The sequence below is a fragment of the Streptomyces sp. NPDC088554 genome (genome assembly GCF_044752945.1).
In the GTDB taxonomy this organism is placed as follows: domain Bacteria; phylum Actinomycetota; class Actinomycetes; order Streptomycetales; family Streptomycetaceae; genus Streptomyces.
The window spans coordinates 1-24,493 of record NZ_JBIVMF010000048.1 but is presented as its reverse complement, the minus strand read 5'-3'; the positions used below and the strand labels follow the sequence as shown (position 1 = coordinate 24,493).

Below are 24,493 nucleotides of genomic sequence, written 5' to 3'. Positions count from 1 at the left end.
CGGAGCCGAGAAATCCGTACCCCAGTACTCCTCCACCCCCGTCCCGACACCAGCACCAGCACCAGCACCGACATCAGCACCAGCACCGGTTCCAGTTCCCGTTCCGGCGCCGGCGCCGGTTCCAGCGATCACCGGACCCATCAGCAGACCGGTACCCACACCGATCTCCAGAACCCGCCGCGGAGCCGACTCCACCACCCGCGCCACCGCCGCGTCCCGCCACACCCGCATCTCCGCAAGCGGAATAGGCTCACCGGAGTACGAACTGTTCCACCCCGTGAAATCAGCCTGCAGCAACCCACCAGCACCAACGCCACCAGTGCCACCAGTGCCACCGGTGTCCGAACCATCGGCATACAGAGTGTCGTAAACATCCCGCCACTCCTCGACCTGCTCACCCGCCCGCCCGGCCTCCCCCACACCGGAACCATCCCGCGAATCCGCCAACTCCTCCGAACCAGCAACCACATAGGCCACCAGACGCTTATCACCCGGCGCGTCCTCACGGACAACCACCGCCGCCTGCGCCACCCCCGAAGACTGCAACAACACAGACTCGACCTCACCGGGTTCGATCCGGAAGCCGCGGATCTTCACCTGGTCGTCCGCGCGGCCCAGGAACTCCAGCTCCCCGTCGCGGTTCCAGCGCACCAGGTCGCCGGTGCGGTACATGCGGGTGCCGGGCGGGCCGAACAGGTCGGCGGTGAAGCGTTCCGCGCTCAGTCCCGGACGGTTCAGATAGCCGCGTGCCACACCCGCGCCCGCCAGATACAGCTCACCCGCCACACCCGGAGCCACCAGCCCCAGCCGCTCGTCCAGCACATACGCCCGCATACCGTCCATGGGGCGGCCGATCGGCAGGACGGCCTCCAGCGCCGGGATCCCGGGCAGGGGGTGGCAGGTGGCGAAGGTGGTGGTCTCGGTCGGGCCGTAGACGTCGATCACCCTGGTCCTCGGGCACACCTCCATGACCGCCCGCACCGCGCGGGGCGGCACGGCTTCGCCGCCGGTCCACACCTCCCGTACCCGGGCGAAGGCGTCCGGGTGCTCCTCCGCCATGACCGTGAACAGACCGGTGGTCAGGAAGACCCCGGTCACCTGATTCTCGTCGATCAGGGCGCGCAGCACCCAGGTGTCGAGCCGGCCGGCCGGGGCCACCACGACCCGCCCGCCGGACAGCAGCGGCGCCCAGATCTCGTAGGTGCAGGCGTCGAAGCCGTAGGGGGAGTGGAACAGGACACACGCGTGGGCGCCGCCGCTCCAGCGGTGGTCCAGCGCCAGGGCGGCCACATTGGCCTGGGTGGTGATGACGCCCTTGGGCACACCGGAGGAGCCCGAGGTGTACATCACGTACGCCGGGAGCTCCGGGCGCAGCGCGCCGCGCCGTTCGGTGTCGGCCAGGTCGGTGTCCGCGCAGGCCTGCCAGGCGGCCCGGGTGTCCGCGCCGTCGATACGGACGGTCTCGGGCAGCCCCTCGGGCGGCAGCCGGTCGGCCAGGGCGTCGGTGGTGAGCAGCAGCGCGGGGGCCGCGTCCGCGAGCATCCAGGCCATGCGCTCGGCGGGGTACTCGGGGTCGATCGGCAGATAGGCCGCGCCGGTCTTGAGGATGCCGAGGAGCACCGGGATCAGGTCGACGGAGCGTTCCAGGACCAGCCCGACGCGCTGCTCCGGTCCGATGCCCCGGGCGGTCAGCCAGCGTGCGATCCGGTTGGCGCGGGCGTTCAACTCGCGGTACGAAAGCTCCACTTCGCCCGCGACCAGCGCCGCCGCCTCGGGTGTACGGGCCGCCTGGGCCTGGAAGCGGTCGACCACGGTGGTGGGGTCGGCCACCGGTCCGCCGTCGCTCCACTCGGCGGCGACCCGGTTCCGCTCCGGTTCGGTGAGCAGCTCGACGTCGCCGATGGGGCGCTCGGGGTCGGCGGCGACGGCGTCCAGCAGCCGGACCCAGCGGTCGATCAGCCCCGTCACGGTCTCGGGGGCGAAGAGGTCGGTGGCGAACTCCACCGCGCCGACGAGCCCGTCGGGCTCGCCGTCGGTTGTCCGCTGTTCGGTGGCGCTGAAGAAGAGGTCGAAGCGGGCGGTGCCGGTTCCGGCGAACTGGCGGCGTACCCGCAGGCCGGGCAGGTCGAAGTCGGCCTGCTCGTTGTTCTGGAGCACCAACGCGGTCTGGAACAAAGGGTGGTGGGCGGGTGAGCGCTGCGGGTTCAGCTCCTCCACCAGCCGTTCGAACGGGGTGTCCTGGTGGTCGTAGGCGGTCAGTGTGGTCTCCCGCACCTGCCGCAGCAGCTCCCCGAACGACGGGTTGCCCGAGGTGTCGGTGCGCATCACCAGCATGTTGACGAAGAACCCGATCAGCGGGTCCAGTGCCTCGTCGGTGCGGCCGGCCACACCGCAGCCGAGCGGCACGTCGTCCCCGGCGCCGAGCCGGGACAGCAGCGCCGCCAGCGCCGCCTGGAGCACCATGAACAACGTCACGTTGTGTTCGCGGGCCAGCTGTTCCAGCCGTCGGTGCAGCTCGGCGTCGACCGTGAGCGGCGCCAGCTCGCCCCGGTACGAGGCCATCGCGGGCCGGGGCCGGTCGAAGGGCAGTGGCAGCCGCTCCGGCAGACCGGCCAGTGTCCGCTCCCAGTGCTCCGACTGCCGGGAGAACAGGCTCTCCGGGTCCTCGCGGTCGCCCAGCAGCTCCCGCTGCCAGAGGGTGTAGTCGGCGTACTGCACCGGCAGCGGCTCCCACACGGGGGCGTGGCCGTCCCGCCGGGCGGTGTACGCGGTGACCAGATCGCGGGCGAGCGGCACCAGGGACCAGCCGTCGCAGGCGATGTGGTGCACGACGAGCAGCAGGACGTGCTCGGTCGGTCCGGTGGTGAACAGGGAGGCGCGGACCGGGACTTCGGTGGCCAGGCCGAAGCCGTAACGGGCCGCCTGCGCCTGTGCCAGAGCGAGTTCCGCTCCGTCGGCCACGTGGGCCGTGGTGAACACGGGGCGTGCCTCGTCGGCGGGCAGGATCCGCTGGTAGGGCCTGCCGTGGGTCTCGGGGAAGACCGTGCGCAGGCTCTCGTGCCGGGCGACCACGTCGGCCAGGGCCGTTTCGAGCGCCGCCGGGTCCAGTTCGCCGGAGAGCGCCAGCGCGAGCGGGATGTTGTACGTGGCGGAGGGCCCCTCCAGCTTGTGCAGGAACCACAGCCGCCGCTGGGCGAAGGAGAGCGGCACCTCCTCGGGCCGCTCCACCGGGAGCAGCGCGTGCCGGGCCCGGTCCCCGGTGCCGACCCGCTCCGCCAGACCGGCCACCGTGGGTTCCTCGAACAGGGTCCGGATCGAGGTCTCCACCCCCAGTTCCGAGCGGATCCGGCTGACGAGGCGGGTGGCGAGCAGGGAGTGGCCACCGAGGTCGAAGAAGCTGTCGTCGATGCCGACCGACGCGACCCCCAGCACCTCGGCGAAGAGGGAGCACAGGAGTTCCTCGCGGGGTCCGCGCGGTGCCCGGCCCGACCGGGTGTGGTCCGGTGCGGGCAGGCTCCGGCGGTCCAGCTTGCCGTTGACGGTCATCGGCAGCGCGTCCAGCAGCAGCACCGCCGAGGGCACCAGGTACTCGGGCAGCCGCCCGGCCAGGTGGGCGCGTAGCTCGGCGGGGTCGGCCGTCGTGTCGTCGCGCGGGACGGCGTAGGCCACCAGTCGCCGGTCGCCGGGGGTGTCCTCGCGTACCGTGACCGCCGCCTGCGCCACCCGGGGGTGGGCGCGGAGCGCCGCCTCCACCTCGCCGGGTTCGATGCGGAAGCCGCGGATCTTCACCTGGTCGTCGGCGCGTCCGGCGAAGACGAGGCGGCCGTCCGCGGTCCACGCGGCCCGGTCCCCGCTGCGGTACATCCTCGCGCCGGGCGGGCCGAACGGGCAGGCCACGAACCGCTCGGCGGTCAGGCCATGGCGGCCCGCGTAGCCACGCGCCACCTGGTGACCCGCGACGTACAGCTCGCCCGCCACCCCGGTCGGCACCGGCTCCAGCAGGTCGTTGAGGACGTACACGTCCAGGCCGGGCAGCGCGCGGCCGATCAGGCTCCCGGCCGTGGTGTCCGCCGCGGTCAGCTCCTGGAAGGTGACGTGCACGGTGGTCTCGGTGATGCCGTACATGTTGATCAGCCGGGTGTCCGCCGTGTCCGGACGGGAGAACCAGGCGGACAGGCGCGCGGGGTCCAGCGCCTCCCCGCCGAAGACGACCGCGCGCAGTCGCGCGGCCCAGTCCGGCCGGCCTTCCCCGGCCTCCAGCAGTTGGGAGAACGCGGACGGTGTCTGGCTCAGCACCGTCACCCGCTCGCGCTCCAGCAGCTCCACGAACTCGCCGGGCGAGCGGGTCACTTCGGTGGGCACCACCACGACGCGTCCGCCGTGCAACAGCGCGCCCCACAGCTCCCATACGGAGAAGTCGAAAGCCACCGAGTGGAACCAGCTCCACACGTCGTCGGGGCCGAACCCGCCGAATCGTTCCGCGGTCGCGGCGAAGAGCGCCACCACGTTGCGGTGCGGTACGACGACGCCCTTGGGCGACCCGGTCGATCCGGAGGTGTAGATGACGTAGGCGGCGTCCGAGGGCAGGGGCCGCCGTACGGGCGGGGCAGCGGGGGCGTCCGGTCCGGCCAGCGCCTCCGCGAGCACGACCTCCCGTCCCGGCCAGTCGTCGAGCTCCGCGAGCCGGTCCCGGCCCCGCTCGCCGACCACCGCGCGGGTGGCCCCGCTGTCCCGCAGCACATGGGCGATCCGCTCCGCCGGGTAGCGCAGGTCCACCGGTACGTACGTGCCGCCGGCCTTCAGGATGCCGAGCAGCGCCACCGGCAGCTCGACCCCGGGCTCCAGCAGTACGGCGACCGGCGCTCCGGGGCCCACGCCCTGCGCGCAAAGGTGCCGGGCGAGCCGGTCGGCGCGGGCGTCGAGCTCTCCGTACGACAGCACGGTCCCGTCGTGGACGACGGCCGGCGCCTTCGGGGAACGGGCCGCCTGGGCCTCGAAGAGGTCCGGGAGGGTCATGCCGGGGGCGTCGGCGACGGGCGACGGCTCCTCGCCGGGTTTCCGGTTGTTCCACTCGGTGAGCATCCGGCGCCGTTCGGTACCGCGCAGTGCGGAGACGCGGCCGATCGGGACGTCCGGAGAGGTGAGCAGCGCGCGCTCCAGCACCGTGTGGAAGGCGCTCTTGTGCGCCTCCACCTCCTCCGCGCGGAAGGTGCCGTCGGTGTCCATGTCGACGGCGAGGCCCGCGCCGCCGGTGCCGCCCCAGACCTGGAGCATCAGCGCGGTGGAGCGGCTGGCGCTGTCGCGCATCCGGGCCCGGACGTTTCCGAAGCGGATGTCCTCGAAGCGGCGGATGTTGAGCACCGGCAGCAGCCGGGTGGAGACGGCGCCGGGCAGGCCGTGGTCGCGCAGGACGTCCTCGCCCCGGTAGCGCTGGTGGCGCCGGAGTTCGCCGATCCGGGCCGCCGCCTGGCGTACCAGATCCCGGTGGGTGAGGCCGGGTTCGGTGGTGATCCGTATCGGCAGCACGTTGGAGAGCATGCCGGGGACGGCGCCCGGTACGTCGTCGGTACGACCGGTCATGGTGAGGCCGAAGGTGACCTCCGGCGCCCCGGTGAGCGCCTGGAGGTAGGCGGCGGTGGCCGCGACCACCACCCGCGACCATCCCTCGCCGACCGCGCCCTCATACGCGGCCAGCCGCGTCGACGCCTCCGGGGAGAGGCGCCCGGTGCGGTGCACGGGGTCGCCGGCGGGCCGGGAGCCGCTCGGCAGGAGTACGGAGTCGGTGAGGCCGGGGACGGACCGCTGCCAGAACTCCCGGTCCTGCCGCCGGGCGGGGGAGTTCTGGTACGCGTCGTCGGAGGCGACGAACGCGGCGAACGGCCCGAAGGAGATGTCGTCGATGGCGTCCGGACCCCGCAGCAGCGCGGAGTAGCGGTCCGCGACCCGCTCGATGATCAGCTTGAGGCTGTAGCCGTCGAGCACGATGTGGTGGTTGCTCAGCACCCAGAAGTACCGGTCGGGGCCGAGCCGCAGCAGTGTGTGTTCGAAGAGCGGGTCCGTGGTGAGGTCCAGGGGACGGGCCCGGTCGGCGGCCAGCCAGGTGTCGGCGGCCGACTCGGGGTCCGGCTCCTGGCCGAAGTCCAGGAGCCGCAGCTCCCAGTCGCCCTCCGGTACGGCCAATTGCCGTACTCCGTCGGGGGTTTCGACGAAGCGGACGTGCAGCGCCGCGCAGGCGGACAGCACGGACCGCAGCGCCTGCTCGAACGCCTGCTCGTCGACGGAACCGTGTATCTCCACACATTCGGAGAGCCGGAAACGGGGCGTCGGCGACGGGCTGTTCTGTTCGGCGAGCCAGATTTCTCGCTGTCCGGCGGTGAGAGGCAGCGCGATCTGCTCGCCGTCCACTTCGGTACTCCTTCGTGCCAGGGATGTGAGACGGAACGCCCCCGTGTCACCGGAGCGGTCCATGGAGCGGTGTCCGGAAGTGGGGGTCAGCCCTCGTTCATCTGCGCCACGAGGCTCTTGGGGCGCATGTCCGTCCAGTTCTCGTTGACGTACGTGAGGCACTCCTCACGGCCCGCCTCGCCGAATGCCTTGGTCCAGCCGGCGGGTACGTCGGCGAAGCTCGGCCAGAGCGAGTGCTGGCCCTCGTCGTTCACCAGGACGTAGTAGGTGCCGTCCGGGTTCTCGAACGGATTCGTCATCTGTTTCTCCCAAGTCCAGGAAATTCGGGGCGTAAATAATGGGGGTGAGCATGGAGAAAAGAGGTTTTTGCGCTTTCGCGGGTGTCCGCCCGCCCGGGATGCTCGACCCGGTTTCCGTTCCGGGTCCCCACTCTGTTCGGCGCCCGGAGAGCAGGGCAACCCCTATCGGTTCCCGCACCCCCTAAAGATGAGGCAAGACCCCCTAGGGGAGACTGCCCGACTCCCCCTCATTATCTCTCCACCAGCAGAGTTCCACCGTAGTGTTCTGCCCGGTGTGGTCGAACACGAGAACTGGTGGAGGCTTTCGCCGTTGGCCTTTTCGTGCCGCCACCGACAAGCAGAAAGCGAACTCTGATGCCGAAGTACAGTCCTCTGGGTAAACCCCAGTTGCAGCTTCCTTCGGGTATGCCCTTCGGGAAATACCGGACATATTCTCCGGTCGACCTCCCGAGCCGTACCTGGCCGTTCCATGTGATCGGCGAGGCGCCGCAGTGGTGTCCGGTGGATCTGCGGGACGGTAATCAGGCGCTGGCCGTACCCATGGACTCCGCGCGCAAGGAGAGGCTGTTCGACCTCCAGGTCCGCATGGGCTACAAAGAGATCGAAGTCGGATTCCCGGCGGCCAGCCAGACGGACTACGACTTCGTCCGCCGTCTGATCGAGGAAGACCTGATCCCCGACGATGTCACCATCCAGGTGATCACGCCGGCGCGCGAGGAGCTGATCCGGCGGACCTACGACTCCCTGCGGGGCGCCCGGTGCGCCATCGTCCACCTGTACAACTCGACCTCCTGCCTCCAGCGGGAGGTCGTCTTCGGGATGGACCGCGCCCAGATCAAGGAGCTCGCGGTGCGCGGCACCCGCCTCTGTTCGGATCTCGCCGAGCGCCTTCCCGACACCCACATCCGCTACGAGTACACCTCCGAGTCCTTCACCGGCACGGAGCTCGACTTCGCCCTGGACATATGCGACGCGGTCGCCGAGGTCTGGCAGCCGACTCCCGAGAACCGAATGATCCTCAATCTTCCGGCGACGGTCGAAATGTCGACGCCAAACATATATGCCGACCAGATCGAATGGATGCACCGCAATTTGTCCCGCCGTGACGCGCTGATTCTCTCGGTGCACCCGCACAACGACCGGGGCACCGCCGTGGCAGCCACCGAACTGGCGCTGCTGGCCGGCGCGGAACGGGTCGAGGGATGTCTCTTCGGAAACGGAGAGCGGTCCGGAAACGTTGATCTGGTCACCCTGGGACTGAATCTGCACACCCAGGGAATCGACCCCATGGTGGATCTGTCCGATATACCCACCCTGGTCTCGACCGTCGAGGATTGCACAGGAATTCCCGTACACCCGCGCCACCCCTACGCGGGCGAACTGGTCCACACCGCCTTCTCCGGATCGCATCAGGACGCCATCAAAAAGGGATACGAGGCGCTGGCCCGGGAGCAGCGGGAAGCGCTGGAGGCCGGGGAGACCGGGGCTGTCCGGGAGGTTCCCTGGGCGGTTCCGTACCTGCCGATCGACCCCGAGGACATCGGCCGGGACTACACGGCGGTGATCCGGGTGAACTCGCAGTCCGGCAAGGGCGGTGTGGCCTACGTGCTGAGGACCAAGTACCAGCTGGAGCTGGAGCGCGGCATCCAGGTCGAGTTCGCGCAGGCCGTCCAGGAGGCCACCGACACGGACGGCGGCGAGATATCCGCCGAGGTCATCTGGAAGCTGTTCCGCCGGCAGTACCTGGACGTCTGCTCCCCTCTGGAGGTGAGCGAGTTCCTGGTCGCCCCGTCCGTCGACGACGGGATCCGGCACCTCACCTGCCGCGCACTGGTCCTCGGCCGGCCCGTCGAGTTCAAGGGCAGCGGAGCGGACCTCGTCGCCGCCCTGCTGGACGCGCTGGACACCGCCGGGTACACCGGGCTGAGCCTGGGCTCGGTCACCCATCACCCGCTCGCCCCCGCCAGGGACACCGAGGGCGGGGGCACCGGATTCGGGGCGTACGCGTCGGTGTGCCGGGGGGACCGGGTCGTCTGGGGTGCCGCCCTCGACCCCGACCCGGCCCACGCCTCACTGCGCGCCGTCGTCTGTGCCGTCAACCGCCTGTCGGCCATGGACTGACCCACCCCGGCCGCTCGTTCGCGGTCCGTTCCAGTCGCCCGGCGGTCCCGGGCCTTCCCCCCCACGGCTGGGCCGTCCCCGGTTTCCCCAGCCTCCCCGAGCCCCGTTGTCGCGGCCGTGTACCAGCAGAGTGATCGATCGCTGCCGGCCTGTTGAATCAAGGAGTCGTAGATGAAGAGCGCGCCCTCCGGTCACACCCACCCGGGCCTCCCCCTCGGCACCCTCCTCGGGGGATTCGCCCACCGGGTCGCGACCGCCCCCGAGGCCGTCGCCCTCGACCACGAGGGACGCACCGTCAGCTACGCGGAACTGGACGCCCGTTCGAGCCGTCTGGCGGCCGTACTGCGCGCGCGAGGCGTCGACCGGGAACAGGTCGTGGCCGTCGCGATACCGCGCTCCATCGGGTTCGTCGTGGCGATCCTGGCCGTGATCAAGGCGGGCGCGGCGTACGTCTCCCTGGACGACCGCTACCCGGACGAGCAGATCCGTCTGATGTGGGACGACAACGACATCGCCCTGCTGCTCACGGACGACATCGCGCGCGTACCGGAGTTCGTCCCCGAGAAGCAGACGCTGATCCTCCCGGAAGGCTCCGATCCCACCGACGCCGGGCTCGCGGAGACCGGCCCCCTCGTCCCGGTCTCCCCCGGCCAACTCGCCTGTGTCATCTACACCTCGGGCTCCACGGGTCTCGCCAAGGGCCTCGCCATCACGCACGCCGACATCCTCGCCCTGTCCCAGGACCCCACCGTCGCCCGCCACACCGAGCGGGTCCTGCTGCACTCGCCCACCGCCTGGGACGCCCTGCCGTACGAGCTGTGGGTGCCGCTGCTGACCGGCGGACGCGTGGTCATCGCCCCGCAGGGCCGACTGGACGTGGCCGCCCTGCGTGACGTACTGATCGAGAAGCGGATCACGGCGCTGTGGATCACCGCAGGGCTCTTCAAGGTCATGGCCGAGGAGTCCCCGGACGCCTTCTCCTCGGTCGGCCAGGTCCTCACCGGCGGTGAGGCGGTCCCGGCCACCGCCGTCCAGCAGGTCCGGGACGTGTGCCCGGACACCACGGTCGTCAACGCCTACGGCCCCGGCGAGACCACCACCTTCGCCACCCTGCACCCGGTGCGGGACTCCTACGCCGCCGGGGAGCCCGTCCCGATCGGCAGGCCCGTCGCCGGGAAGCGCGTCTACGTCCTGGACGCCCGGCTGCGGCCGGTCCCGCGCGGTGTGTCGGGCGAGCTGTACGTCGCGGGCGCGGGCATGGCACGCGGCTATGTCCGGCGGCCGGGTCTGAGCACCGAGCGGTTCCTCGCCGACCCGTTCGGCCCGCCCGGCTCGCGCATGTACCGCACCGGTGACCTGGCCCGCTGGACCCGTGGCGGCGACCTCGTCTTCATGGGCCGCTCCGACGACCAGGCCAAGATCCGCGGCTTCCGCATCGAACCCGGTGAGGTCGAGGCGGTGCTCGCCCGCCACGACGCGGTCGGCCAGGTCGCGGTGGTGGTCCGTGAGGACACCCCGGGCGACAAACGGCTGGTGGCATACGTCGTCGCCGCGGGCGCCGCGGGCGCCGGCACCCTCGACCCGGCCGCCCTGCGTACCCACGCGGGCCGGCACCTGCCCGAGTTCATGGTTCCCTCCGCCGTGGTACCCCTGGACGCGCTGCCGCTGACCGTCAACGGCAAGCTGGACCGGCGTGCCCTGCCCGCCCCCGACTACTCCCCCGGCGGCGGGCGCGGACCGCGCACCGCCCGCGAGGAAGTCCTGTGCTCCCTCTTCGCCGAGGTGCTGAGCCTGCCCTCGGTCGGCATCGACGACAGCTTCTTCGACCTGGGCGGCCACTCCCTGCTCGCCACCCGACTGGTCAGCCGCGTCCGTACCGTCCTCGGTGTCGAGGTCACCATCCGGGGACTGTTCGAGACGCCGACCGTGGCCGGGCTCGCCGACGGCATGGACACCGGCCGCCCGGCTCGGGCCGCCCTCGCGCCCGTCACCCGTCCTGAGCGGGTGCCGCTCTCCTTCGCCCAGCATCGGCTGTGGTTCCTGCACAAGCTGGAGGGCCCCTCCGCGACGTACAACATCCCTCTCGCCCTCAGGCTCTCCGGGGGCCTGGACCGGATCGCGCTCGAAGCCGCCCTCGGTGATGTGGTCGCGCGGCACGAGAGCCTGCGTACCGTCTTCCCGGACGACGACGGCAGGCCGTACCAGTCGATCCTGCCCGTCGCCGGGAGCATGGTCGCCCTGCCGGTCGAGGAGATCCCCGAGGCGGATCTCCAGGACGCGCTCGCCGAGGCGGCCCGTCACCCGTTCGACCTCGCCACCGAGATCCCGCTGCGGCCCCGGCTGCTGCGCACCGGCCCCGACGAGTACGTCCTTGCGCTGGTCATCCACCACATCGCCTGCGACGGCTGGTCCCTCGTACCGCTCGCCAAGGACCTGGTCACCGCGTACGAGGCCCGCCTCGGCGGCGCCGCCCCCGCGTGGGAGCCGCTGCCGGTGCAGTACGCCGACTACACCCTGTGGCAGCGGGAGCTGCTGGGCGACCGGGAGAACCCGGACAGTCTCTTCGCCCGTCAGGTCGACTACTGGCGCACCCAGCTCGCCGAGCTGCCCGAGCGGATCGAGGTGCCCGCCGACCGTCCCCGCCCGGCGGTCTTCTCCTACCGGGGCGACCTCGCCGAGTTCGAGATCGACGCCCGGCTCCACGGCGCGCTCGCGGAGCTGGCCCGCCGCCACAACGTCACCCTGTTCATGGTGCTCCAGGCGGGCCTGGCCGCCCTGCTCTCCCGGCTCGGCGCGGGCAAGGACATCGCGCTGGGCAGCGGCGTCGCGGGACGCACCGACGAGGCCCTGCACGGGCTGGTCGGCTTCTTCGTCAACATGCTGGTGATCCGCACCGACACCTCGGCCGACCCCACCTTCGCCGAGCTCGTCGCCCAGGTCCGTGAGACCGTCCTCACCGCGTACGAGCAGCAGGACATCCCCTTCGAGCAGCTCGTCGAGGAGGTCAACCCGCGGCGCTCGCCCGCCCACCACGCGCTCTTCCAGACCGCGTTGGTGCTCCAGAACAACGAGCAGGCCGACTTCGAACTCCCCGGCCTCAGGGTGAGCCGCGAGTACGCCGGCACCGGCACCTCCCGCTTCGACCTCTCCTTCCACGTCACCGAGCGCACCGATGAGGACGGCGCCCCCGCGGGGCTGCGTGGCCAGGTCGAGTTCGCCACCGATCTCTTCGACCCCGCCACCATCGACACACTCACCGCCCGTTGGGTGCGCTTCCTCACCGCTGTGGCCGCCGATCCCGAGCAGCGGATCGCCACCCTGGACGTACTCACCTCGCGGGAGCGCGAGCAGCTCCTGGTGGGGTGGAACGAGAGCGCCGACGAGGACCGTCCCGTGCCCGCCGCGACGCTGGCCGAGGCGTTCCGGGAGAGGGCCGCCGGCCATCCGGACGCCACCGCTGTCGTCGACGGCGATCTCACCCTGACCTACGCCGAACTCGACGCCCGTGCCGAGAGGTTGGCCGCCGTGCTGCGGGGGCGCGGGGTGACCGCCGGGCAGGTGGTGGCGCTGGCCATGCCGCGCTCCGCGGCCTTCGTGACCGCCGTGCTCGCCGTGGTGAGGACGGGCGCCGCCTACCTCTCGCTCGACGACCGCTACCCCGACGAGCAGGTCCACCTGATGTGGACCGACAACGACATCACCCTCCTGCTGACGGACGACGCCGAGCGGATCCCCGCGTTCCTGCCCGAGGAGCGCGCCCTCGTCCTCGACGGCGGCGAGCTTCCCGCAGCGGACGCTCCCGCGTTCCCGGCCGACGGCCCGCGCCCGGCCCCGGAGCAGCTCGCCTGTGTCATCTACACCTCCGGCTCCACGGGCCGGCCCAAGGGGCTGGGGATCACCCATGCCAACGTGATCAGTCTGGCCGACGACGCGACCGTCGGACGCCACACCGAACGCGTACTCCTGCACTCCCCGACGGCCTGGGACGCCCTGCCGTACGAGCTCTGGGTACCACTGCTGACCGGTGGTCAGGTGGTGGTCGCTCCGCGTGGCCGGCTGAACGTGGAGGACATACGCCGGGCCATCGCCGACCACCGCATCACCTCGATGTGGATCACGGTGGGTCTCTTCAAGGTGATGGCCGAGGAGTGCCCGGCGGCCTTCGCCGGGATGCGGCAGGTCTTCACCGGCGGCGAGGCCGTCCCGGCCACCGCCGTCCAGCAGGTCCGGGACGCCTGTCCCGGCCTGGTCGTCATCAACGGCTACGGGCCCGGCGAGACCACGACCTTCGCCACCCTCCAGGTCATGGAGCCGACCCGTCCGGTCCCCGCGACCGTGCCGGTCGGCCGGCCCGTCACCCACAAGCAGGTGTACGTCCTGGACGAGCGGCTGGGGTTGGTGGCTCCGGGTGTCGGGGGTGAGCTGTATGTGGCGGGCGCGGGTGTGGCGCGCGGCTACCTCGACCGGCCGGGGCTGAGCGCCGAGCGCTTCGTCGCCTGCCCGTTCGGGCCCGCGGGTACGCGGATGTACCGCACCGGTGACCTGGTGCGCTGGAACCGCGACGGAGAGCTGGAGTTCCTGGGCCGCGCGGACGACCAGGTGAAGGTCCGGGGCTTCCGGATCGAGCCGGGCGAGGTCGAGCGGGCGCTGCTCCAGTCGCCGGGGGTCGCGCAGGCGGCGGTCGTCGTCCGTGAGGACGCGCCGGGTGACAGGCGTCTGGTGGCCTACGTCGTCGCCGGTTCCGAGGAGTCGGCCGACTCGCAGGACGGTGGCGGGGAGGCGCTGCGGACGGGTGAGCAGGTCGACGAGTGGCAGGACATCTACGACACCCTCTACGCGAGCGGCCCCGGCACGGACACCATCGACGCGGCCGGAACCGCCGGCGCCGGGGGGCTGGACGCCGACTTCACGGGCTGGAACAGCTCGTACACCGGTGAGCCCATCCCGCTCGCGGAGATGCGTGACTGGCGGGACGCGGCGGTGGCGCGGATCACCGAGTCCGCGCCGCGCCGGATCCTGGAGATCGGTGTGGGCACCGGTCTGCTGATGGGACCGCTGGTCGTCGGGGCCGAGGAGTACTGGGGTACGGACTTCTCCGCCCCGGTGATCGAGCGGCTGCGGCGGCAGGTCACGGACGCACCGTGGGCCGACCGGGTCACCCTGCGCTGCCAGCCGGCCGACCAGGTCGACGGCCTGCCCGCCGGGCACTTCGACATCATCGTCCTCAACTCGGTGGTCCAGTACTTCCCCAACGGCGACTATCTGGCCCGGGTGCTGGACGGTGCGCTGGGGTTGCTGGCCCCGGGTGGCCGGATCCTGGTGGGTGACGTACGGCATCAGGGCGCGCTGCGTTCCCTGCACTCGACGGTCCAGATCGGCCGCGCGGGCGCGGAGGGCCAGTCGGGCCGGGTGCGCGCGGCGGTCGAGCACGCCGTGCTGCGCGACAAGGAACTCGTCATCGACCCGGACTTCTTCACCACCTGGGCCGAGGAACGGCCCGGGGTGACCGGTGTCGACGTACGGCTGAAGCGAGGTGCCCCGCACAACGAGCTGACCCGCTACCGGTACGAGGCCGTCCTGCACACCGCGCCCGTACGCTCCCTGACGGACGCCCGTGTGATACCGGGGCGCACACTCGACTCACTGGAGGAGTTGGCCGGTCAGCTCGCGCCGGGGACCTCGGTACGGGTGACCGACCTGGTCAACCCGCGTACCGCCGCCGAGACGGCCGCCGCCGCTCTGCTGTTCGAGGGCGCGCCGCTGGACCGGGTCCGCGCCTGCCTCACCGAGCGGCCCCCGGGCGTCCTCGTCGACCCCGAGGCGCTCACCGCCTGGGGCGAGGAGCGCCGGCTGCGGGTTCTGGTCACCTGGTCGCCCGAGGACCTGAACCACTACGACGCCCTGCTGCTGCCCGCCGCCGACGCGGGCGAGGCGTACACCGATGTCCATCGGCGGGCCCGCACCGGCGCACGGCTGCGCGCGCTCGTCAACGCCCCGGGCCGGTCCGGCGCCTTCGGCGCGCTCATCTCCCGGCTGCGCGAGGAACTCGCGGAGAAATTGCCCGAGTTCATGGTGCCTTCCGCCATGGTGCTGCTGGACGCACTGCCGCTGACGGTCAACGGCAAGCTGGACCGGCGTGCCCTGCCCGCGCCCGACTACGCCACCACCGGCGGACGTGGTCCGCGCACCGCCCGCGAGGAGGTGCTCTGCTCCCTCTTCGCCGAAGTGCTCGGTGTGTCCTCCGTCGGCATCGACGACAGCTTCTTCGACCTCGGCGGCCACTCCCTGCTCGCCACCCGCCTCGTCAGCCGCATCCGCACCGTCCTCGGCACCGAGCTCTCCATCGGGGTCCTCTTCGAGACACCCACCGTCGCCGGCCTGGCGGCGCAGCTGGACGGCGGCCGTACGGTCCGTACGGCGCTGGCCCCCATGGCCAGGCCGGACGTGGTGCCGCTGTCGTTCGCGCAGCAGCGGATGTGGTTCCTGCACAAGCTGGAGGGCCCCTCCGCGACGTACAACATCCCGCTGGCGCTCCGGCTGACGGGTGAGCTGGACCGGGCCGCGCTCGAAGCCGCGCTCGGCGATGTCATCGCCCGGCACGAGAGCCTGCGCACCGTCTTCCCCGAGACCCACGGTGTGCCCGCCCAGTGTGTGCTGCCCGTCGCCGACGGCACGGCCGCCCTGCCGACCGTCGCGGTCGCCCGCGCGGACCTCGACCGCGAGCTGACCACCGCCGCCCGCCACCGCTTCGACCTCGCGAGCGAGGCGCCCGTACAGGCCACTCTGTTCACAGTGACACCGACGGAGGCGGTGCTGCTGGTCGTCATCCACCACATCGCGGGTGACGGCTGGTCGCTGCGGCCGCTGGCCACCGAACTGACCACGGCGTACGAAGCCCGTCGCGCCGATGCCGCTCCCCAGTGGGAGCCGCTGGCGGTGCAGTACGCCGACTACACCCTCTGGCAGCGCGCGCTGATGGGCCGTGTCGAGGACCCCGACAGCCTCCTCGCGGGCCAAGTCGCCTACTGGGCCGACGCGCTGGCCGCGCTTCCGGAGCAGCTGCCGCTGCCGTTCGACCGGCCGAGGCCCGCCGTCGCCTCCTACGAGGGCAACGTCACCACCTTCACCATCGACGCGGACCTGCACCGGGGCCTCGCCCGGCTCGCCCGCCGGCACAACGTGACGCTCTTCATGGTGCTCCAGGCCGGACTGGCGGCCCTGCTGTCCCGCATCGGCGCGGGCGAGGACATTCCGCTCGGCAGCCCGATCGCGGGGCGCACCGACGAAGGACTCGAAGGGCTCATCGGGTTCTTCGTCAACACGCTCGTCCTGCGCACCGATGTCTCGGGCGACCCCACCTTCGAGGAACTCCTCGCCCGGGTACGGGAGAACGACCTCGCCGCCTACGCCCACCAGGACGTGCCCTTCGAGTACCTCGTCGAGCAGCTGAATCCGCATCGCTCCGCCGCCTACCACCCGCTGTTCCAGGTCTCCCTGGCGCTGCAGAACGCGCCGCGCGCCCAGTTCGCCCTGCCCGGACTCGACGTGCAGATCCAGGGCGCCGCGCTCGGCACCTCCCGCTTCGACCTCTACTTCAACGTCACCGAGGAGCCCTCGGTGGGCGGGGCGGAGGCCGGACTCGACGGCTTCGTCGAGTACGCCACCGAACTGTTCGACCAGAGCACGGTGGAGACGCTGATCCAGCGGTGGACCCACTTCCTGAACGCCGTGGTGGAGGCACCCGCACGCCGGGTGGGCGCGATCGATGTGCTCACCGCCTCCGAGCGCGCACGACTCCTGGAAGGCTGGGGTCACGGTGGTGGCATCGACATCGCGGGCGGCTGTCTGCCCGACCTGTTCGAGGCCCAGGTGGCCCGCACACCCGACGCGGTGGCGCTGGTCGCGGGCGATGTGGAGCTCTCGTACGCGCAGCTGAACGCCCGTGCCAACCGCATCGCCCACTGGCTGGTCGCCCACGGCGCCCGTCCCGAGCAGCGGATCGGTCTGGTCCTGGACCGGTCCCCCGACCTCATCGCGGTCCTTCTCGCGGTCGCCAAGACAGGCGGCGCCTACGTGCCCGTCGACCCCAACTACCCGGAGGAGCGCATCGCCTGGATGCTCTCCAACGCCGGTGTGATTCTCACCCTCACCACCACCGACCTCGTCGCCAAGCTTCCCACCGACGCCACCACACCCATCACGGCCATCGACACCCTCGAAACCGAGGCCGCGTGGCAGGCGGTGGCCGACACCGACCTGACCGACGCCGACCGCCACGAGCCGATCCACCCCGAACTCCCCATCTACGTGATGTACACCTCGGGCTCCTCCGGTGTGCCCAAGGGCGTGGTCACCACCCAGGCGAACGTGGCCGCCCTGGCGCTGGACCACCGCTGGAACGGCGGCGCCCACTCCCGTGTGCTGTTCCACACCGCGTACGGCTTCGACCCCTCCACCTACGAGCTGTACGCGCCGCTGTTCTCCGGCGGGCGGATCGTGGTGGCCCCGGTCGGGCGGCTCGAACCGGAGGTACTGCGTGAGGTGATCGCCGCACAGGGCGTCACCAGCATGTTCCTCACCTCCGGGCTCTTCGCCGCGATGGCAGAGCAGTGCCCGGAGGCCTTCGCCGGGATGCGTGAACTGTGGTCCGGCGGTGAGACCGTCTCGCCCGCCGCCGTGCGCGGTGTGCAGGATGCCTGCCCCGACCTCACCATCGTGGACGTCTACGGCCCCACCGAGACCACCGTGTACGCCACCTGTCACCCGGTCCTCGACGCGGCTTCCCTCGGTGTCACCGTCCCGATCGGTCGCCCGCTGGACGGTGAACGCGCCTACGTCCTCGACGAGTTCCTGCAACTGGCCGCGCCCGGTGTGCCGGGCGAGCTGTATCTCGCGGGCGCCGGTGTGGCACGCGGTTACCTCGACCGGCCCGGCCTCACCTCCGAGCGGTTCGCGGCCGACCCGTTCGGCCCCGCGGGCTCGCGGATGTACCGCACCGGCGACCTGGTGCGCTGGAACCGCGACGGCGAACTGGAGTACCTGGGCCGCGCCGACGACCAGGTCAAGATCCGCGGTCACCGTATCGAACCCGGCGAGGTCGAGGCTGCCCTGCTCGACACCCAGGGCGTGGCCCAGGCCGCCGTCATCGTCCGCGAGGACACTCCCGGCGACAAGCGCCTGGTGGCGTACGTGGTCGCCGACTCGGCCGACACCTCCGCGCCGGCCCCCGAGGCCGACGGCCCCGGCGAGGACGAGGGCACCCGGCAGGTCACCGAGTGGCGCGAGGTCTACGACACGCTGTACGGGCGGGACACGGCCGACGACGTGGCGCTGGGCGCGGACTTCGCGGGCTGGAACAGCTCCTACACCGGCGAGCCGATCCCCCTGGTGGAGATGAGCGACTGGCGGGCGGCGGCCGTCGACCGGATCCTAGAGGCCGCTCCCCGCCGGGTCCTCGAACTCGGCGTCGGTACAGGCCTGTTGCTCGACCCGGTCGCCCCCGAGGTCGAGAGCTACTGGGCCACCGACTTCTCCGCTCCCGTCGTCGCCCGACTGCGCCGCCAGGTCGCCGCAGCCCCCTGGGCCGACCGGATCGAACTGCGCTGCCAACCGGCGGACGAAGTCGGCGGACTGCCGGTCGGCTTCTTCGACACCATCGTCGTCAACTCCGTCGTCCAGTACTTCCCCGACGGGGAGTACCTGGCCCGTGTCCTCTCGGGCGCGGTGGGGCTCCTCGCCCCGGGCGGCCGGATCGTACTCGGTGACATACGGCACCGGGGGGCGCTGCGCCCCCTGCACACCGCCGTCCAGGTCGGCCGGGCCGGTACGGACGCCGACACCCCCCGGATCCGCGCGGCCGTCGAGCACGCGGTGATCCAGGACAAGGAACTCGTCGTCGACCCGGACTTCTTCGCCGCGTGGGCGGCGGAACAGGACGGGGTCGCCGGCGTCGACGTACGGCTCAAGCGCGGCACCGCGCACAACGAGCTGACCCGCTACCGCTACGAGGTGGTGATCCACACCGCGCTCCGGCCGGCCGCGGCCGAAGTGGCCTCCGTGCCACCGGTTTCGCTGGCGGAGCTGCCGGTCGTCCCCGGCGGAGCCGTCGGTACGGTCGAGGACCTGACCCGTGAACTGGCCGCGGCCACCGGCCCGGTGCGCGTCACCGACCTGGTGAACGTACGGGTCTCCGGTGAGGTCTCGGCGGCCCAGGCGCTGACGCGCGGGGTGGCCGTGACTCAGGTGTCCGCCCTGCTGAGCCACGCGGACGGCGCAGAGCAGCAGCTCGGCATCGACCCCGAGGCCGTGACGGCCTGGGGCGAGGCACAGGGCTACCGGGTGCTCACCACCTGGTCGCCCCGGGGGCTGGACTTCTTCGACGCGGTGTTCCTGCCCCAGGGATCCGAGGACGGGACCGGGGCCCTGACCGGCGTCCACCGCCCCGCCCGTGCCGGCGTCGCACTGCGGGAGCTGGTCAACAGTCCGGGCGGCTCGCGCAGGCTCGGCAGGCTCGTCGGCGATCTGCGCGCGGAACTGGGCAGGCGGCTGCCTCCGTTCATGGTCCCGTCGGCCGTGGTGCTGCTGGAGACGCTGCCGCTGACGGTCAACGGCAAGCTGGACCGCCGTGCCCTGCCCGCGCCCGACTACACCTCCACCGGCGGACGCGCCCCGCGCACCATGCGCGAGGAAGTGCTCTGCTCCCTCTTCGCCGAAGTGCTCGGTGTGTCCTCCGTCGGCATCGACGACAGCTTCTTCGACCTCGGCGGCCACTCCCTGCTCGCCACCCGCCTCGTCAGCCGCATCCGCACCGTCCTCAGCACCGAACTCTCCATCCAGGCCCTCTTCGAGACACCCACCGTCGCCGGCCTCGACGCGAACATCGACAGCGGCGACCGGGCCCGCACCGCGCTCACCCCCGCGACCCGGCCCGACACCATTCCCCTGTCGTTCGCGCAGCAGCGGATGTGGTTCCTGCACAAACTCCAGGGACCCACCGCCACCTACAACGTCCCCCTGGTCCTGAAACTCACCGGAGAACTCGACCGGGCCGCACTCGAAGCGGCACTCGGCGACGTCATCGCCCGGCACGAGAGCCTGCGCACCGTCTTCCCCGAGAACGACGGCGTCGCATCACAGCGGATCCTGCCGGCGCGCGAAGCCCGGCCGCCCTTCATCGTCCACGAACTCGGCAACGCGGAGTCGTTGGAAGCGGCGCTGACCGGAGCGGCACGGTACACCTTCGACCTGTCGGCCGAACTCCCCATCCGCGCGGAGCTGTTCGCGGCGGAATCCGGCGAACATGTGCTGGTCACCGCGATCCACCACATCGCGTGCGACGGCTGGTCGCTGATGCCGCTCGCCCAGGAACTCGTCACCGCGTACGAGGCCCGCCGGGGCAGCAGTGTTCCCGAGTGGGATCTGCTGCCGGTGCAGTACGCCGACTACACCCTCTGGCAACGAGAACTCCTCGGCCATGTCGAGGACCCCGACAGCCTCCTCGCGGGCCAGGTCGCCTACTGGGCCGACGCGCTGGCCGGCCTGCCGGACCAGCTCACCCTGCCGTTCGACCGGCCGAGGCCCGCCGTCGCCTCCTACCAGGGTGACATCGTCACCTTCTCCCTGGACGCGGAGCTGCACCAGGGCCTCACCCGGCTCGCCCGCGAACACGGCGTCACGCTCTTCATGGTGCTCCAGGCAGGTCTGTCGGCCCTGCTCTCCCGTATCGGAGCGGGTGAGGACATCCCGCTCGGCAGCCCCATCGCGGGCCGTACCGACGAAGCGCTCGAAGACCTCATCGGGTTCTTCGTCAACACGCTCGTCCTGCGCACCGACCTCTCCGGCGACCCCACCTTCGAAGAACTCCTCGCCCGCGTACGGGAGAACGACCTCGCCGCCTACGCCCACCAGGACGTCCCCTTCGAATACCTCGTCGAACAGGTCAACCCCACCCGCTCCACAGCACACCACCCCCTCTTCCAGATCATGCTGGCGCTCCAGAACGCACCACGCGCCCAGTTCGCCCTCCCCGGACTCGACGTAGAGATCCAGGGCGCCCCTCTCGGCACCTCTCGCTTCGACCTCTTCTTCAACATCACCGAGCAGTCCACCGACGGCGGAGCCGAGGCCGGACTCGACGGCTTCGTCGAATACGCCACCGAACTCTTCGACCCGGCCTCGGTACGCACACTGATCGACCGCTGGATCCGGCTCCTCATCACACTCACCGAAACCCCCGAACGCCGTATCAGCACGATCAACCTCCTCACCGACCAGGAACGCACACTGCTCACCGAGGAGTGGGGACGCGGCGACATCACCCCGGCGGCCGGACACTCGCTGCCCGATGCCTTCCAGGCCCAGGTGGCCCGTACGCCCGAGGCGTTGGCGGTGGTCGCGGGCGACGTGGAGCTCTCGTACACGGAACTGAACGCCCGCGCCAACCGCGTCGCCCACTGGCTGATCGCCCAGGGCGTCGGCCCCGAGGACGTGGTGGCGCTGGCACTGCCGAGGTCGGTGGAGCTGATCGGCGTGATCCTCGGCGTGCTGAAGACGGGCGCGGCCTATGTGCCGGTGGACACGGAGTATCCGGCGGATCGCGTGGCGTTCATGCTGGAGGACGCCCGACCGGCGTACTTGCTCACCACTTCCGCCCTCCTGGAGCGTCTGTCGGGCTCGGGCGTACCGTGCCAGGCGGTGGACACACCGGGCTGGGCGACGGCGCTGGCCGATCTCCCGGACGGCGACCCGACGGACGCCGACCGCACCTGCCCGACACACCCCGAGCACCCGGCGTACGTGATCTACACCTCGGGTTCGACCGGACGCCCCAAGGCCATCGTGATGCCCACCCAGGGCTTGATGAACATGCTGGCCACGCACCTCGCCGCGGCCCCGGGCGGTCCCGGTGTGCGCACAGCGCACTTCGCCGCGCTGAGCTTCGACGTCTCGGTGGAGGAGACGCTGGCGGCGCTGATCTCCGGCCGGACCCTGGCCGTACCTCCGGACGAGGCGCGGCAGGACTTCCGGACGCTGGCCACCTGGATCGACACGTACCAAGTGAACGAGTTCTGCGCGCCGACCTCGGTGATCGACGCCCTGCTGGAGGCCGCCCACGAGGACGGGCGGGAACTCGCCAGCCTGCGCGACGTGTTCCAGGCGGGCGAGGCGTTCACCGTCGGCGGCCTGCTGCGCGAGTACGGCACGCACGCGCCCCGGCGGCTGCACAACGGGTACGGTCCCGCCGAGACGCACATCGTTTCCTGGCACACCTTGGAACCGGACTCCGCGACCTGGCCCGCCCGGGTACCGATCGGTGGCCCCATCCCCAACATCCGTCTCTACGTCCTCGACGCCGGGCTCCAGTTGGTGGCGCCGGGCGTGCCGGGCGAGCTGTACGCGGCGGGCGTGGGTGTGGCACGCGGTTACCTCGACCGGCCGGGGCTGAGTGCCGAGCGCTTCGTGGCCGATCCGTTCGGCCCGGCGGGCTCCCGGATGTACCGCACCGGCGACCTGGTGCGCTGGAACCGCGATGGTGAACTGGAGTATCTGGGCCGCGCCGACGACCAGGTCAAGATCCGCGGTTTCCGAGTGGAGTTGGGCGAGATCGAGACCGTTCTCGCCCGGCACGACGACCTTGCCCAGGTGGCCGTCATTGCCCGCGAGGACGCCCCCGGCGACAAGCGGCTGGTGGCCTACGCCGTCCCCCGCGACGGCATGACGATCGACCCTGCCGAGCTACGGACTCATGTGGCCGAGCGGCTGCCCGAGTTCATGGTGCCCTCCGCCGTGGTGCTGCTGGACGCGCTGCCGCTGACGGTCAACGGCAAGCTGGACCGCCGGGCCCTGCCCGCGCCCGACTACGCCACCACCGGCGGACGCGCCCCGCGCACCGCCCGCGAGGAGGTGCTCTGCTCCCTCTTCGCCGAGGTGCTGGGGCTCGCGTCGGTCGGCATCGACGACAGCTTCTTCGACCTGGGTGGGCACTCCCTGCTCGCCACCCGCCTGGTCAGCCGCATCCGCACCGTTCTCAGCACCGAACTCTCCATCCAGGCCCTCTTCGAGACACCCACCGTCGCCGGCCTGGCGGCACAGCTGGACGGCGACCGTACGGTCCGCACAGCACTCACCCCGGCCATCCGGCCCGACGTGGTGCCGCTGTCGTTCGCGCAGCAGCGGATGTGGTTCCTGCACAAACTCCAGGGACCCACCGCCACCTACAACATCCCCCTGGTCCTGAAACTCACCGGAGAACTCGACCGGGCCGCACTCGAAGCCGCACTCGGCGACGTCATCGCCCGGCACGAGAGCCTGCGCACCGTCTTCCCCGAGAACGACGGCCTCGCATCACAGCGCGTCCTGCCGGCAGACGAAGCCCGACCGTCCTTCGTGACCCACGAGATCGACAACGCGGAGTCGTTGGAAGCGGCGCTGACCGGTGCGGCACGGTACGCCTTCGACCTCTCCAGCGAGATTCCGATCCGCGCCGAGCTGCTGACCCTGAGCCCCACGGCGCACATGCTGGTCACGGTCGTCCATCACATCGCCGGTGACGGCTGGTCGCTGCGACCGCTGGCCACCGAACTGACCACGGCGTACGAAGCACGCTGCGCGGGCACCACTCCCCAGTGGGAACCACTGCCGGTGCAGTACGCCGACTACACCCTCTGGCAACGAGAACTCCTCGGCAGCACCGACGACCCCGACAGCCTCCTCGCAGGCCAAGTCGCCTACTGGGCCGATGCATTGGCCGCGTTGCCGGAACAGCTGCCGCTGCCGTTCGACCGGCCCAGGCCCGCCGTCGCCTCCTACCAGGGCGACATCATCACCTTCACCATCGACACCGAACTGCACCAGGGCCTCGTCAAGCTCGCCCGTCGACACAGCGTGACGCTCTTCATGGTGCTCCAGGCCGGACTGGCCACGCTGCTGTCCCGTATCGGAGCGGGTGAGGACATCCCCCTCGGCAGCCCCATCGCGGGCCGTACCGACGAAGGACTCGAAGACCTCATCGGGTTCTTCGTCAACACGCTCGTCCTGCGCACCGACGTCTCCGGCGACCCCACCTTCGAAGAACTCCTCGCCCGCGTACGGGAGAACGACCTCGCCGCCTACGCCCACCAGGACGTCCCCTTCGAATACCTCGTCGAACAGGTCAACCCCACCCGCTCCACAGCACACCACCCCCTCTTCCAGATCATGCTGGCGCTCCAGAACGCACCACGCGCCCAGTTCGCCCTCCCCGGACTCGACGTGGAAGTCCAGGGCGCCGCACTCGGCACCTCTCGCTTCGACCTCTACTTCAACATCACCGAACAACCCACGGTCAGCGGAACCGAGGCCGGGCTCGACTGCTTCGTCGAATACGCCACCGAACTCTTCGACCGCACCTCAGTGGAGACACTGATCGACCGCTGGATCCGGCTCCTCACCACACTCACCGAAACACCCCACCGCCGCATCAGCACCGTCGAGCTCCTCACCGCGCAGGAACACACGCTCCTCACCAAGGAATGGGGTGCAGGGGCTGATGCCATCGGGTCCGGGCGTTGTCTGCCCGATCTGTTCGAAGCCCAGGTGGCCCGCACCCCCGACACCGTGGCAGTCGTCGCGGGCGACGTGGAACTCTCCTACACAGAGCTGAACTCCCGCGCCAACCGCATCGCCCACTG

4 protein-coding genes are annotated in these 24,493 nt (G+C 71.2%); 2 read left to right on the top strand and 2 right to left on the bottom strand.

Annotated elements, in window-relative coordinates; genetic code table 11:
- Both ACIP8W_RS30715 and ACIP8W_RS30710 read right to left on the bottom strand, forming a co-directional pair.
- On the bottom strand, nucleotides 1-6,405 hold a 6,405-nt coding region (locus tag ACIP8W_RS30715; protein WP_402205652.1), incomplete at its 3' end, for an amino acid adenylation domain-containing protein.
- 86 nt (nucleotides 6,406-6,491) lie between these two features.
- Nucleotides 6,492-6,704, bottom strand: a complete 213-nt coding sequence (locus ACIP8W_RS30710) for an MbtH family protein (RefSeq protein WP_401958554.1) — start codon at nucleotides 6,702-6,704, stop codon at nucleotides 6,492-6,494.
- A gap of 405 nt (nucleotides 6,705-7,109) precedes the next feature.
- Here ACIP8W_RS30710 and leuA point away from each other — a divergent pair, with 405 nt between their 5' ends.
- Both leuA and ACIP8W_RS30700 read left to right on the top strand, forming a co-directional pair.
- Nucleotides 7,110-8,825, top strand: coding sequence for a 2-isopropylmalate synthase (leuA, locus tag ACIP8W_RS30705; RefSeq protein WP_402205650.1), 1,716 nt, complete (start codon nucleotides 7,110-7,112; stop codon nucleotides 8,823-8,825).
- Between the two features lie 171 nt (nucleotides 8,826-8,996).
- Nucleotides 8,997-24,493, top strand: a 15,497-nt coding sequence (locus ACIP8W_RS30700; RefSeq protein WP_402205649.1) for an amino acid adenylation domain-containing protein, incomplete at its 3' end; no start/stop codon positions are given.

Coding starts and splice junctions, on each gene's coding strand:
- ACIP8W_RS30710 (WP_401958554.1), bottom strand. CDS start 6,704: ATGACGAATCCGTTCGAGAACCCGGACGGCACCTACTACGTCCTGGTG.
- leuA (WP_402205650.1), top strand. CDS start 7,110: ATGCCCTTCGGGAAATACCGGACATATTCTCCGGTCGACCTCCCGAGC.